We start from the raw sequence: 13,378 nt of genomic DNA on the forward strand, positions 1-13,378 counted from the left end.
GACAGATACGATCGGCTGCGTGACCCTAGAACTTCTCCCCGCCGTCGACGTCGCCGATGGACAGGCCGTGCGCCTCGTCCAGGGTGAGCTCGGCAGCGAGACCACATACGGCTCCCCGCTCGATGCTGCCCTGCAGTGGCAGACCGACGGTGCGGAGTGGATCCACCTCGTCGATCTCGACGCGGCATTCGGCAAGGGCAGCAACCGCGAGCTGCTCGCCGAGGTCGTCGGCCGGCTCGACGTCAAGGTCGAGCTGTCCGGCGGCATCCGCGACGACGCCTCGCTCGAGGCCGCTCTGGCGACCGGCTGCACCCGGGTCAACCTGGGCACTGCGGCGCTGGAGAACCCGGCCTGGTGCGCCAAGGTCGTCGCTGAGTACGGCGACCAGATCGCCGTCGGCCTCGACGTTCGCGGCCGGACCCTTGCGGCCCGCGGCTGGACGCAGGAAGGTGGTGACCTGTTCGAGGTCCTCGACCGGCTCGAGCGCGACGGCTGCGCCCGCTACGTCCTGACCGACGTCACGAAGGACGGCACGCTGACCGGTCCCAACCTCGAGCTGCTGCGGGAAGTCTGCGCGATCACCAAGAAGCCTGTCGTGGCCTCGGGTGGCGTCTCGAGCCTGCAGGACCTGCGCGACATCGCGACCCTGACCGGGATCGGCGTCGAGGGCGCGATCGTCGGCAAGGCGCTGTACGCAGACGCCTTCACGCTCCCCGAAGCACTGGCCGCCGTCCGCGAGATCTGACCGTCGGTCGTCGAGCCCGGCGCGGAACGGCCTCCAGCTCGACGGTTTACCAGGATCTCCTGGTATCGCGCACTTACCCGGGCAAATTCGCCCGGGTAAGTGACCGCTTGCCTGGGTCTCCTGGTAAACCGCGAGATCGGTGGGCGCCGCAGGAAGCGGCCTCTCGGCAGGCAGAAGGGGCGGCACGGGATGGGCGCCGAGGAGCATTCCTCTAGGCTCGTGCGGTGAGCCTTTGCGTGCGTGTCATCCCATGCCTGGACGTCGATGCCGGACGGGTCGTCAAGGGTGTCAACTTCGTCGACCTGCGTGACGCGGGGGATCCGGTCGAGATGGCCACGGTCTACGACGCCGAGGGCGCCGACGAGTTGACCTTCCTTGATATCACGGCGTCCTCGGACAGCCGTGCGACGACGTTCGACGTCGTCGGTCGCACCGCGGACCAGGTGTTCATCCCGCTGACCGTCGGCGGCGGTGTCCGCACGCCCGAGGACGTCGACCGGCTGCTCCGGGCAGGAGCCGACAAGGTCGGCATCAACACCGCGGCGATCGCCCGGCCCGAGGTCATCGCCGAGATCGCCCAGCGGTTCGGCAACCAGGTGCTGGTGCTGAGCGTCGACGCTCGGCGCAACCCGAACCAGCCGAGCGGCTTCGAGGTCACGACCCACGGTGGCCGCACGTCGTCGGGTCTGGACGCCGTCGCGTGGGCGCGGACCGCGACGGAGCTCGGGGCGGGGGAGATCCTGCTCAACTCGATGGACGCCGACGGCACTCGCGACGGATTCGACCTGGAAATGATTCGGGCGGTCCGTGACGTTACACAGGTGCCGCTCATTGCGAGTGGCGGCGCCGGCCGGCTGGAGCACTTCCCGCAGGCCATCGAGGCCGGAGCCGACGCGGTGCTCGCCGCCAGCGTCTTCCACTTCGGCGACATGACCATCGGACAGGTGAAAGAGACCTTGCGAGCAGCTGGACACAGTGTCAGGTAGCCCCGTCGTGGAGGAGCAGGACGACCGCGACCTCGGCACGATGAACACTGCCCGGATCACGCGGCGCGGTTTCACCCTGCTCGGACGCGGCATCCGCGAGCAGCGCCTGCTGTTCTGGATCTCGGTCATCGGGAGCGTCCTGTTCGGCTTCATGACCGTCGCCGACGCCCGTGTCCTGGGCTGGGCGACCGATCACGTCATTCGCCCGTCGTTCCAGAGCGGCGAGGTCACGAAGGGAGCGCTGGTCGGTGCCGTCCTGCTCTTCCTGGCGGTCGCGTTGCTGCGTGCGCTCGGCATCGTGGCTCGCCGGCTGATCGGCGGCATCGTCTACTACCGGCTCGTTGCGGACTACCGTCGCCGGGTCACCCGCCAGTACCTCTCGCTGCCCATGGCGTGGCACCACCGGCACCCGACCGGACAGTTGCTGTCCAATGCCAACGCAGACGTCGAGGGTGCGTGGGCGGTCTTCATGCCGTTGCCCATGGCGATCGGCGTCATCGCGATGCTGGTCGCAGCGATCTTCGAGATGGTGCGGGCCGATCTCGTCCTGACCCTGGTCGGTCTGGTCGTCTTCCCCGCGCTGTTCGGCATCAACGTGTTCTACCAGCGTTGGCTGTCGCCCAGGGTCGCCCACGCGCAGTCCCTGCGCGGCTCCGTCAGCGCCGTGGCGCACGAGTCGTTCGACGGAGCACTCGTCGTCAAGTCGCTGGGTCGCGAGGCCGACGAGACGGATCGTTTCCGCGACGTCGCCGAGGAGCTTCGCGACGCCAACATCGCGGTTGGCCGCATCCGCAGCATGTTCGACCCGCTGCTCGAGGCGCTGCCCAACTTCGGCATCCTGCTGGTGATCCTGCTCGGCATCGGTCGGGTCAGCAGCGGAGCCGCAGATCCCGGTGATGTCGTCTCGGTCGCCTACCTCTTCACGGTCGTGGCATTCCCGGTCCGGGCGATCGGCTGGGTGTTGGGCGAGCTGCCACGCAGTGTCGTGACGTGGGACCGGGTTGCGTCGGTCCTGGACGAGCGCGGCTCGATGCCGTACGGCACCGCTACGCTGCCGGGTGCCGGTCCAGTGCGGCTCGACGTGGACGACCTGACCTTCGGCTACTCCGGCTCGGACGTGGACGTGCTGCGCGGCATCGACCTCAGGGTTGCCCCCGGCCGGGTCGTCGCGGTGGTGGGTGCGACGGGCAGTGGCAAGAGCACACTGACCTCGCTGCTGACCCGCCTGGTCGACCCCCAGACCGGGGCGATCCGCGTGGATGGCGTCGACATTCGCGAGCTGACCCATGACGAGCTGGCCCGGGCGATCGCGGTCGTGCCGCAGGGCACCTTCCTGTTCGACGACAGCGTGCGCGAGAACGTCACGCTGGGTGGCGACTTCACCGACGACGATGTGTGGGCCGCCCTGCACACGGTCCAGGCCGATGAGTTCGTCGCCAACCTCCCGGGCGGACTCGATGCAGAGCTTGGCGAGCGCGGCACGACCCTGTCGGGCGGCCAGCGTCAGCGTCTGTCGCTGGCGCGAGCCCTCGTGCGTAGGCCCCGCCTGCTGGTCATGGACGACGCGACCAGTGCGGTCGATCCTGAGGTCGAGCAACGCATCCTCAAGGCACTCGCGGCGCACACCTCGGATGATGACGGGCCGACCGTCATGGTCGTCGCGTATCGCAAGGCCACGATCGCACTGGCGGACGAGGTCGTATTCCTCGACGAGGGAGCGATCGCCGACCGGGGCAGCCACGGGGAGCTCGTCGAGCGCTCCCCGGACTATCGCAACCTGGTCAACGCCTACGACCAGGCGAGGGAGGCGCTGTCATGAGTGAGCAGGTCGAGGACGACGCACGCCTGGGCGGCATCGCGATCATCCGCCGCGGCCTGTCGATGTCCCCGGCGATCAAGGACGGGATCGGTCTGACGATCCTGTTGGCGGTCCTCAGCACGCTCGGCGGTTCCGCTGTGCCGATCCTGATCCAGAAGACCGTCGACTCCGGGCTGGGCGACGGGCGACGGACGACGGTGTCGGACATCGCGACCTTCCTGGCCATCGCGACGGCGCTGATCGTCATCACCGCCGGCATCGGCTACTGGATGCGGATCCGGTTGTTCGTCGCCAGCGAGACCGGGCTCGCCCAGATGCGGGTCAATGCGTTCCGGCACGTCCATGACCTGTCAATGCTGACGCAGAACTCCGAACGGCGTGGCGTCCTGGTCTCCCGAGTGACATCCGACATCGATCAGGTGTCGCAGTTCCTGCAGTTCACCGGCATCCAGATCGTCGTGAGTATGGGGCAGATAGTGGTGGCGACGCTGATCATGAGCTACTACTCGTGGCAGCTCACGCTGGTCGTGCTGATCTGCTTCCTGCCGCTGTTCATCAGCCTGCGCTTCTTCGCGCAGCGCCTCAGTGATGCCTACGACATCGTGCGGCGCACGGTCGGCGAGATGATCGCGGTCATCGCCGAGCCCGTCGTCGGCGCATCGGTCGTCCGCGCCTACGCCGTCGAGCGCCGCACGCAGGCACGGGTCGACGCTGGCATCACCCGCAATCTTGACGCCAACGTCAGTGCCCAGAAGCTCGTGGCGGTGACCTTCGCGGCTGCAGGGATTGCTGGCGGTCTGGCCAATGCCGGAGTCATCACGTTCGGCGTCATCATCGGGGTGGCCGGGGGGCTGTCGATGGGCACCGTGATCGCCTTCGCCTTCCTCGTCGGGCTGTTCGTGGGGCCCGTGCAGACCGCGACCCAGGTGCTGACCGATGCGCAGAACGCAATCGCCTCGTGGCGCCGGGTCATCGACCTGCTCGACACCCCGGCGGACGTCATCGACCCCGGGGTGGGCGGCACGAAGTTGCCCGAGGGCAACCTCGGCGCCCGATTCGACCATGTGACGTTCGCCTATCCCGGCGGTCCTGACGTGCTCAAGGACATCGACATCAAGCTCGCTCCACGCCAGCGGGTCGCGGTGGTCGGCGAGACCGGCTCGGGCAAGACGACCTTCGCCAAGCTCCTGACCAGGCTCATGGACCCGACTGACGGCGTCGTCCGGCTCGGCGACACCGACATCAGCACGGTGCCGTTCGACGACCTACGCCGGCACGTCCTGATGGTCCCGCAGGAGGGATTCCTGTTCGACGCGACACTGCGGGACAACCTGCTCTACGGCAAGAAGGACGCGACCGACGCCGAGCTCATGGAGGTGTTCGACCGGCTCGCGCTGAAGGACTGGTACGCAGCGCTGCCCCGCGGCCTGGACTCGCAGGTCGGCCAGCGTGGCGAGTCGCTGTCGGCAGGGGAGCGCCAGCTCGTGGCGCTCGTGCGCTCGGCGCTCGCCGACCCGGAGTTCATCGTGCTCGACGAGGCGACCAGCGCGGTCGATCCGCAGACGGAGCTGCGGGCCACCCGCGCACTGGACCGGCTGCTCGACGGGCGATCGAGCGTCACGATCGCGCACCGACTGTCGACCGCGGAGAATGCCGATCGGGTGCTGGTCTTCGACGCGGGCCGGCTCGCCGAAGACGGAACGCATGCCGAGCTGGTCGAGCTCGGTGGCGTCTACGCGCGGCTGCACGCGAGCTGGGTCGCTCAGGCCTCCTTGTCGAGCCATCAGGCCATCGTCGATCCGGCGTGAACGGGCCTGAGACAATGGATCCCGTGAGCTCCCTTGATTCCGCCATCGCGACCCGTCTCAAGCACGATGCGGAGGGTCTCGTGCCTGCGGTGGTCCAGGACGCGCAGAGTCACGACGTGCTGATGGTCGGCTGGATGGACGACGAGGCCCTGCACCGCACCCTCACGACGGGTCGGGGGACCTTCTGGAGCCGCAGCCGGCAGGAGTACTGGGTCAAGGGCGAGACGTCTGGCCACACCCAGGCGGTGCGCGAGGTTCGGCTCGACTGCGACGGTGACACACTGCTCGTGCTGGTCGACCAGACCGGACCGGCCTGCCACACCGGCGCCCGCACGTGCTTCGACGCGGATCGACTGTTGTGAACACCCGCCGTCTGCTGGCCCCGACCGTGCTGGGCACCGTGGCGGCCGGCGGGCTGGCCTTCTTTGCCGCGTCCCGGACCTGGGCGCACGTCCGGGTCGCGACCGACGGCCTGCCGTCCGACTCGGTCGACGTGACCGGCACCGACGCCCAACCGCTGGTCTCCGCGCTCGCACTGGTCGTGCTGACGGCGGCTCTCGCGGTGCTGGCGGCCTCCCCGCGCGTGCGTAGGGTCGTCGGCGGATTCACGGTGCTGGTGGCCGCCGCGGGCGTCGGGATCGTGCTGTTCGGCTCCTCGGCGCTCGACGACGCGGTCGGCCGGGCGGTCGAGGCATCGCCGGCGTTCACCGGTAGCACCGCCCCAGACTTCTCGACCTCGCCGTGGGCCTACGTCACGGTCCTTGGATTCGTTCTCGCCGCCGTCCTGGGTGGAATCACCGCGAAGTTCGGGGCGACCTGGCCGACGATGAGCAGCCGCTACGATGCCCCGGCGGCTCGTCCGGTGGTCGTCACACCGCAGTCCGACAGCGACATGTGGAAGGCACTGGACGAAGGTCGCGATCCGACCCAGTAGTCTGAGCGGAGTTCGCCACCCCGAGGAGACATCACCCCATGCACGGATCATCGCCAGCCGCCTGGACCGCCGTACTGCTGTGCCTGACCGGCATCACGATCGGTGGCGTTGCACTGATCCCCAACCCGAACTGGGTGTGGTTCACGGTCGGATGCGTCGTCGCGCTGGCCTCGGGCCTGGTCGGCCGGGTCATGTCGTCGGCCGGCATGGGCGCCAACTCCGCCGAGCACTGAGTCGTTCCTCGCGATGAGCGATCAGCCGCAGTACCCCAGCTATCCGGACTCCGGCGAGCCGCACAACCAGCAGCCGCCGGCCTACGGCCAGCCCGCGTACGGCCAGCAGCCGCCGCCGGGCTACGGCCAGCAGCCGCCGCCGGGCTACGGCCAGCAGCCGCCGCCGGGCTACGGCCAGCAGCCCCATGGCTATGGCTACCCGCCGCCGCGCACCAATGGCAAGGCCATGTGGGGCATGATCGCGGGCATCGTCTCGATCGCCTTCTGCTACTTGGGACTTCTGATCGGACCGGTGGCGATCGTGCTGTCGATCCTGGGCAAGAAGGACATCGCCCGCAGCAATGGCACGCAGACCGGAGGCGGCATGGCGACCGCGGGCCTGATCACGGGGATCGCCGGCACCGTGGTCTGGGCCGGTGTGATCGCGCTGATCATCGTCGGGACCGCGACGGGATGGTGACGATGCTGCCGGGGCTGGAGCCAGTGCGCCGCGTGACCGCGGCAGACCTGTACGCCCCCGCTGCAGTCGGGGCGGCCGGCCTGGCCGCAGCGACCCTGCTGCACCTGTACGACCCGCACCAGTCGGGTTCGTACGGTTTCTGCCCGTTCCTGGTCATGACCGGCCTGCCCTGCCCGGGTTGTGGCGGCCTGCGCGCCGTCAACGACCTGAGTCGCGGCGACCTCGTGGGCGCGATCAGCAGCAATGCGCTGGCAGTTGCGCTGGTCGGCGTCCTGGCCGTGGCATGGGTGCTGTGGATCGGCCGCCGGCTGCGCGGCACCCGTGGCCAGATGATCGTGCTCAGCTCACGGGTCGGCTTCGGTGCGATCGGCGTCCTGATCGTGTTCGGCGTCCTCCGCAACACCCCCTGGGGCGCCTGGCTCGCTCCCTGAGCCGCCCGGCCCTCAGCCCGTGAGCCCGCTCAGGGCCCACGAGGCGAGCGCAGTGATGATCGCTGCGACACCGATCATCATCCCGATGACGGCGGCCGAGTCGCCCCCCTCGGCGCCTTGCGAGGCCGCGATCTCCCTTCGGCCGTGCACCCCGGTCGTGACCGACGGAACGCCGAGGATCGCACCGAAGGGGAACACAAAGACGCAGGCGAACGCGGCAATGCCGAACAGCACGCTGTAGATCGCGTTGCGGTTCGTCGGGGCCGCGGAGCCGTCGCTCACTCGATCGTCGGGCGACGACTCCGGACCCGGGCTCATGGTGCGACCGGTAGGTTCTGGAACCGCTTGTAGGCGTACGCCGCTGCGAGCGTGACGATCGGGATCGCGGCGAGCAGACCAACGAAGCACAGCAGCAGTCCGGCCATCAGGACCAGGAAGGCCAGCAGGCCGGTCAGCAGGCCATTGCCGAAGTTGCGGCCGACCAGGCCAAAGCTGGACCCCAGTGCCTGGGTCGGCGACTGATCGGTGTCGACGACGAAGTAGATCGTGAAAACCGAGAAGACCAGGAACACCAGGCCGGGCAGGACGCACAGCAGGATCCCGACGGTGCTGAGAACGCTCAGCAGCAGTCCGGTGAGCAGCACACGGGTCAGGTCGAGCTTGCCGAAGGCCACGCCGATGTCGAACCGCTGGCCCTCGGTCACGTCGAGGGCGCCTCGGGCCAACATCGCCGTGAGGATGTAGCCCACGGTGCCGGCGATGGTCTGGGCGATCAGTGAGGCCACGATCCCGGAGCCGTCGAACACGAACGAGCCGCCCGATGTCATGAAGGACGGTGACGGCGCGACGATCTCAGAGATCGCGCCGAGTGCGAACGTGGCCACGGCAACGATCAGGGTCGCCAGGATCAGGGCCCCGGCGTTCTCCTTGAACTTGCGCCAGCCATAGCTGATCGCATCGGCCGCGCTGTAGGGCGCTGCGTAGCCGCCCGGTGCTCCGGGTGGCGGATATCCACCCGGCGGCGGTGGTGGGTAGTCACCCTGTGGCGGTGGAGGAAAGCCACCCTGCGGCGGCGGGACCGATCCATAGGCGGGGAGGTCGTTGGTGTTCGGCTGGTCATCACCGGGATACGGCGGCGGCTCGTTCGTCGTCATCCGGCGAGCATAGTGATTTGTGCCACCGGGGGAACCCCCGCGGGGGACACACGTTCGCCGGGATACCCTTGAATCAGACCATTGTGCGTGAGGGGAGGAGTGTCCGTGTCCGTGCTCGACGAGATTCTTGCTGGTGCAGCCGCTGACCTCCAGGACCGCATGGCGCAGACGCCCCTCGACGACCTGAAGGCCCAGGCCGCTCGCCAGGACCCGGCGCTCGATCCGATGCCGGCATTCCGCGCTGACGGGGTGTCGGTCATCGCCGAGGTCAAGCGTTCCAGCCCCAGCAAGGGCGAGCTTGCCGCGATCAAGGATCCCGCCGCACTCGCCGAGGACTACGCCGCCGGTGGAGCCGCCGCGATCAGCGTCCTGACCGAGCAGCGACGTTTCGGCGGCACGCTCGACGACCTGCGGGCCGTACGTGCCACGGTCGACGTCCCGGTGCTCCGCAAGGACTTCATCACGACTTCCTACCAGCTCTGGGAGGCCCGGGCCGCTGGGGCCGACATGGCGCTGCTGATCGTCGCTGCGCTGGAGCAGATCGTGCTCGAGAGCCTGATCGAGCGAGCCAGGTCGATCGGCCTGACCCCGCTCGTCGAGGTGCACGACGAGGAGGAAGTCCGTCGCGCGGTCGGCGCCGGAGCCGACCTGATCGGTGTCAATGCCCGCAACCTCAAGACGCTGGAGGTCGACCGCGGCACGTTTCAGCGGTTGTCGCCCGGTATCCCCGACGGAGTCGTCAAGGTCGCCGAATCCGGTGTGCGTGGGCCGCATGATGTCATCGAGTACGCCAAGTCCGGCGCGCACGTGGTCCTCGTCGGCGAGACGCTCGTCCGTGGCGACGATCCGCGCGCGACCGTTGCCGACCTCGTCGCAGCCGGTGCCCATCCGGCACTGCAGCACCGCTGGTAGTGGCGTCATCGTCCGCACGGTGACGCGCCCCGCCCCTGTCGCTTCCACCTCCTGAGGACCCATGACGTACGCCCAGCCCGACCCAACCGGCCACTTCGGACGCTTTGGCGGCCGTTTCATGCCCGAGGCGCTGATCGCCCCGCTCGACGAGCTCGATCATGCGTGGACCGACGCCAAGGCCGATCCGACCTTCATGGCCGAGCTCGACCGCATGCTGCGCGAGTACGCCAACGTGCCCAGCCCGCTCTACGAGGCGCACAGATTCTCCGAGGTCGCCGGCGCTCGAATCCTGCTCAAGCGCGAGGACCTCAACCACACGGGTGCCCACAAGATCCGCAACGTCATCGGCCAGGCCCTGCTGGCCAAGCGGATCGGCAAGCCGCGCGCGATCGCCGAGACCGGTGCCGGACAGCACGGTGTGGCCGCTGCCACGGCATGCGCCTATCTCGATCTCGACTGCGTCGTCTACATGGGTGAGGTCGACACCGAGCGGCAGGCACTCAACGTCGCCAGGATGAAGATGCTGGGCGCCGAGGTCGTGCCGGTCACGACCGGCAGCCGCACCCTGAAGGACGCGATCAACGAGGCGTTGCGCGACTGGGTCTCCAGTGTCGACACGACCTCCTACCTGTTCGGCACCGCGGCGGGGCCACACCCGTTCCCGACGATGGTCCGCGACCTGACCCGCGGCATCGGTGACGAGGCGCGCCGCCAGGTGCTCGAGCTCACCGGGTCGCTGCCCGATGCGGCCGTCGCCTGTGTCGGTGGCGGGTCCAATGCGATCGGCCTGTTCACGGCGTTCATCGACGATGCCGACGTCATGCTCCGCGGCATCGAGGCCGGTGGTGACGGCGTCGGAACCGGCCGGCACGCCGCGACGATCACGGGTGGTGAGGTCGGGGTGCTGCATGGCGCACGCTCGTTCCTGTTGCAGGACGAGGATGGCCAGACGTTGGAGTCGCACTCGATCTCGGCGGGGCTGGACTATCCCGGCGTCGGACCTGAACACTCGTTCCTGGCCGATATCGGCCGTGCGACGTACGTGCCAGCGACCGATGACGAGGCGATGTCTGCCTTCGACCTGCTGTGCAAGACCGAGGGGATCATCCCCGCGATCGAGTCGGCGCACGCCCTGGCCGGGGCGCTCGAACTGGCCAAGGAGCTCGGGCCGGACTCGACGATCCTGGTCAACCTCTCGGGGCGCGGCGACAAGGACGTGCACACCGCGGCTGAGTACTTCGGACTGATCGACGGGCCCGTCGTCCTCGACCAGGGGGTGGAGGAATGACCGAGCGTCAGCACACCACCCATGCCGGTCTGACCCGCATTGACGAGCTCTTCGTCCGCACACGCGCAGAGAACCGTGCGGCCCTGGTCGGCTACCTGCCAGCGGGCTTCCCGACCAAGGAGCTGTCGATCAAGGCGATCGAGGCGATGGTCGAGGGCGGGGTCGATCTCGTCGAGGTGGGACTCCCGTACAGCGATCCGGTCATGGACGGCCCCACGATCCAGGCCGCCGCCGAGCAGGCCCTGCGTGCTGGCACCCGGACGACCGATGTGTTCGACGTGGTCCGCGCCAGCGCGGCGACCGGAGCCCCGACCGTCGTCATGACCTACTGGAACCCGGTCGAGCGGTTCGGCGTCAACCGGTTCGCCGAGGCCCTGGCCGACGCCGGCGGCGCTGGCCTCATCACCCCCGACTTGATCCCCGACGAGGCGACCGAGTGGGTGGCCGCGTCGGAGCAGTACGGCCTCGACCGGATCTTCCTGGTCGCGCCCTCCTCGACCGACGCACGCCTGGCGATGACGGCCGAGGCAGCCAGCGGCTTCGTCTACGCGACCGCCGTGATGGGCGTGACCGGGGCGCGTGAGCAGACCAGCTCGCTGGGCCCTGAGCTCGTCGCCCGGTTGCGCCAGGTCACCGACAAGCCAGTCGGTGTGGGTCTTGGCGTCAGCAACGGAGAGCAGGCTCGGGAGGTCGCCGAATTCGCCGATGCTGTCATCGTGGGGTCCGCCCTCGTACGCTGTCTGCTGGATGCGCCGGACGAGTCGTCCGGACTCGAGGCCATTCGCCGGCTGGCGCAGGACCTGCGTGCCGGCGTCGAGAGGAACCAGACCACGTGAACATCACGACCTTCATCCCCAGCCCCTCCCAGGGCGTGTGGGAGCTCGGACCCATCCCTTTGCGGGCGTACGCGCTCGGCATCATCATCGGCGCGCTCGTCGCGATCTGGATCGGTGAGAAGCGCTTCCAGGCTCGCGGCGGCCGTGAGGGCCTGATCGGCGACGTCGCCATCTGGGCGATCCCGTTCGGCATCGTGGGTGCCCGCATCTATCACGTCGCGACCGATCCCGAGCTGTATTTCGGCGAGGGCAGGCACGTCGTCGACGCGCTCAAGGTCTGGCAGGGCGGTCTCGGCATCTGGGGCGCGGTCGCCGGCGGAGCGGTCGGTGCGTACATCGCCTGTCGCCGCTACGGTGTCTCGTTCTCGGCGGTCGCGGACGCACTGGCCCCCGGGCTGCTGGTCGCGCAGGCGATCGGTCGAATCGGCAACTACTTCAACCAGGAGCTGTTCGGCCGGCCGACGACCAAGCCGTGGGGCCTGGAGATCGCGATGGAGAACCGCCCGGACGGCTACGCGCAGTTCGCGACGTTCCACCCGACGTTCCTCTACGAGTTGCTGTGGAACCTCGCCGCGGCGGCGCTGATCATCGCGATCGACCGCCGGGTCAAGCTGACCGGCGGGCGGGCCTTCGCCCTCTACGCGATGCTCTACACGTCGGGGCGAGTCTGGATCGAGGCCCTGCGGATCGACACGGCCAACCACATCGGCCCGTTCCGTCTGAACGTCTGGACCTCGATCATCGTGTTCGCGGTGGCCGCGACGTACTTCTTCGTCAGCCGCAGACGGGCGAGGGTCGCAGGGTCGACCGAGCTGCCGGTGTCGGACGACCCGGCGGAGCCGGCAGATGCGGCTGACTCCGACCCGGCGTAGGAAAGCCAATCCTTCGATGACGAAATCGGCCGGTCGACGTACCTTCTGATCATGACCGAAGCTGTCGACCGTAGTGAGCCCCTGCCCGATCCCGACGCGGTCGAGCACGAGCACCCCGACGTCACGGGTGGTTGGCTGCGCCCCGCCGTGTTCGGCGCGATGGATGGTCTGGTGTCGAACTTCGCCCTGATCATGGGCGTGGTCGGCGGCACCAGCGCCAACGACACCAAGCCCATCGTGCTGGCTGGGCTGGCGGGCTTGGCCGCCGGAGCGTTCTCGATGGCAGCGGGGGAGTACACCTCGGTGGCCAGCCAGAGCGAGTTCGCCCTCGCCCAGGTCGAGATCGAGCGCGAGGAGATCCTCCGCAACAAGGCGGGCGAGGAGGCTGAACTCGCGGTGATGTTCGTCGAGAAGGGCGTCGACGAGGATGTCGCGCGCGAGGTTTCGGCACAGATCCATCGCGATCCGGAGAACGCCGTGCGGGTCCATGCACGTGAGGAGTTCGGCGTCGACGTCGACGATCTGGCGTCACCGATGCTGGCAGCGTTGTCGTCGTTCTTCGCCTTCGGGCTGGGCGCGATCATCCCCGTGCTGCCCTACCTGCTGGGCGTGGAGTCGCCCTGGACCGCAATCGCGCTGTCCCTCATTGGCCTGTTCGCCTGCGGTGCGATCGTCACGCGCATCACCGCCCGGTCGTGGTTGTTCGGCGGCGTGCGTCAGCTCGCGCTGGGCGGGGCCGCGGCTGGACTGACGTATCTCGTGGGCGACGCGGTCGGCGGTGTGATCGGCTGATGCGGCACCACGGCTTCCCGCCGTGTAACCTTGACTCGCTGTCCGAGGCCAATGTCGTCCCCGGTACGAACTACTCGTAATCCCAGATGACATGAAGGCAGGCACCTC

16 protein-coding genes are annotated in these 13,378 nt (G+C 68.7%); 14 read left to right on the forward strand and 2 right to left on the reverse strand.

The window, feature by feature from the left end; translation table 11 throughout:
• The first annotated feature begins 19 nt into the window (after window positions 1–19).
• The 9 genes from priA to C6I20_RS05855 all read left to right on the forward strand — a co-directional run bounded on the left by priA (window position 20) and on the right by C6I20_RS05855 (window position 7,416).
• On the forward strand, window positions 20–745 hold the full coding sequence (gene priA / locus C6I20_RS05815; RefSeq protein WP_118395099.1) for a bifunctional 1-(5-phosphoribosyl)-5-((5-phosphoribosylamino)methylideneamino)imidazole-4-carboxamide isomerase/phosphoribosylanthranilate isomerase PriA: 726 nt from the start codon (window positions 20–22) through the stop codon (window positions 743–745).
• Between the two features lie 224 nt (window positions 746–969).
• Window positions 970–1,731 carry an imidazole glycerol phosphate synthase subunit HisF gene (gene hisF, locus C6I20_RS05820; protein ID WP_118395100.1) on the forward strand — a complete coding sequence of 254 codons (762 nt, stop codon included), beginning with the start codon at window positions 970–972 and terminating at the stop codon, window positions 1,729–1,731.
• The gene (locus C6I20_RS05825; protein ID WP_371682662.1) at window positions 1,721–3,550 is read left to right on the forward strand and encodes an ABC transporter ATP-binding protein; all 1,830 of its coding nucleotides are present in this window, start codon (window positions 1,721–1,723) and stop codon (window positions 3,548–3,550) included. Before hisF ends, C6I20_RS05825 begins: the two co-directional genes overlap by 11 nt.
• Entirely contained in the window at window positions 3,547–5,358 is a 1,812-nt protein-coding gene (locus C6I20_RS05830; RefSeq protein ID WP_118395101.1) for an ABC transporter ATP-binding protein, read from the forward strand. The genes C6I20_RS05825 and C6I20_RS05830 overlap by 4 nt, the downstream gene beginning before the upstream one ends.
• Before the next feature lie 14 nt (window positions 5,359–5,372).
• Window positions 5,373–5,720 carry a phosphoribosyl-AMP cyclohydrolase gene (gene hisI, locus C6I20_RS05835; RefSeq protein WP_118395102.1) on the forward strand — a complete coding sequence of 116 codons (348 nt, stop codon included), beginning with the start codon at window positions 5,373–5,375 and terminating at the stop codon, window positions 5,718–5,720.
• Window positions 5,717–6,292: a Trp biosynthesis-associated membrane protein gene (locus C6I20_RS05840; RefSeq protein ID WP_162891153.1), complete on the forward strand. Its 576-nt coding sequence runs from the start codon at window positions 5,717–5,719 to the stop codon at window positions 6,290–6,292. The genes hisI and C6I20_RS05840 overlap by 4 nt, the downstream gene beginning before the upstream one ends.
• A gap of 38 nt (window positions 6,293–6,330) precedes the next feature.
• The gene (locus tag C6I20_RS05845; protein ID WP_118395104.1) at window positions 6,331–6,525 is read left to right on the forward strand and encodes an HGxxPAAW family protein; all 195 of its coding nucleotides are present in this window, start codon (window positions 6,331–6,333) and stop codon (window positions 6,523–6,525) included.
• Between the two features lie 13 nt (window positions 6,526–6,538).
• Window positions 6,539–6,985 (forward strand): DUF4190 domain-containing protein, encoded by a 447-nt coding sequence (locus C6I20_RS05850; protein ID WP_118395105.1) that lies wholly within the window; start codon window positions 6,539–6,541, stop codon window positions 6,983–6,985.
• Between the two features lie 2 nt (window positions 6,986–6,987).
• Window positions 6,988–7,416 carry a DUF2752 domain-containing protein gene (locus C6I20_RS05855; RefSeq protein WP_118398634.1) on the forward strand — a complete coding sequence of 143 codons (429 nt, stop codon included), beginning with the start codon at window positions 6,988–6,990 and terminating at the stop codon, window positions 7,414–7,416.
• Window positions 7,417–7,428: 12 nt separating this feature from the next.
• On the opposite strand, the gene C6I20_RS05860 is transcribed toward C6I20_RS05855, so the two are convergent.
• Both C6I20_RS05860 and C6I20_RS17330 read right to left on the reverse strand, forming a co-directional pair.
• Window positions 7,429–7,734 carry a hypothetical protein gene (locus tag C6I20_RS05860; protein ID WP_162891154.1) on the reverse strand — a complete coding sequence of 102 codons (306 nt, stop codon included), beginning with the start codon at window positions 7,732–7,734 and terminating at the stop codon, window positions 7,429–7,431.
• On the reverse strand, window positions 7,731–8,570 hold the full coding sequence (locus C6I20_RS17330) for a hypothetical protein (RefSeq protein WP_118395107.1): 840 nt from the start codon (window positions 8,568–8,570) through the stop codon (window positions 7,731–7,733). Before C6I20_RS17330 ends, C6I20_RS05860 begins: the two co-directional genes overlap by 4 nt.
• A 105-nt stretch (window positions 8,571–8,675) precedes the next feature.
• Here C6I20_RS17330 and trpC point away from each other — a divergent pair, with 105 nt between their 5' ends.
• The 5 genes from trpC (at window position 8,676) to C6I20_RS05890 (ending at window position 13,270) form a co-directional block, all read left to right on the forward strand.
• On the forward strand, window positions 8,676–9,482 hold the full coding sequence (trpC, locus tag C6I20_RS05870; protein WP_118398636.1) for an indole-3-glycerol phosphate synthase TrpC: 807 nt from the start codon (window positions 8,676–8,678) through the stop codon (window positions 9,480–9,482).
• 61 nt (window positions 9,483–9,543) lie between these two features.
• The gene (gene trpB, locus C6I20_RS05875; RefSeq protein WP_118395108.1) at window positions 9,544–10,770 is read left to right on the forward strand and encodes a tryptophan synthase subunit beta; all 1,227 of its coding nucleotides are present in this window, start codon (window positions 9,544–9,546) and stop codon (window positions 10,768–10,770) included.
• On the forward strand, window positions 10,767–11,606 hold the full coding sequence (trpA, locus tag C6I20_RS05880; protein WP_216822997.1) for a tryptophan synthase subunit alpha: 840 nt from the start codon (window positions 10,767–10,769) through the stop codon (window positions 11,604–11,606). The genes trpB and trpA overlap by 4 nt, the downstream gene beginning before the upstream one ends.
• Window positions 11,603–12,478: a prolipoprotein diacylglyceryl transferase gene (lgt, locus tag C6I20_RS05885; protein ID WP_118395109.1), complete on the forward strand. Its 876-nt coding sequence runs from the start codon at window positions 11,603–11,605 to the stop codon at window positions 12,476–12,478. Before trpA ends, lgt begins: the two co-directional genes overlap by 4 nt.
• A 51-nt stretch (window positions 12,479–12,529) precedes the next feature.
• A complete protein-coding gene (locus tag C6I20_RS05890) occupies window positions 12,530–13,270 on the forward strand; it encodes a VIT1/CCC1 transporter family protein (RefSeq protein WP_118395110.1) in 741 nt (246 codons plus the stop codon).
• Window positions 13,271–13,378: the final 108 nt, after the last annotated feature.

The sequence above is a fragment of the Aeromicrobium sp. A1-2 genome (assembly GCF_003443875.1).
In the GTDB taxonomy this organism is placed as follows: domain Bacteria; phylum Actinomycetota; class Actinomycetes; order Propionibacteriales; family Nocardioidaceae; genus Aeromicrobium.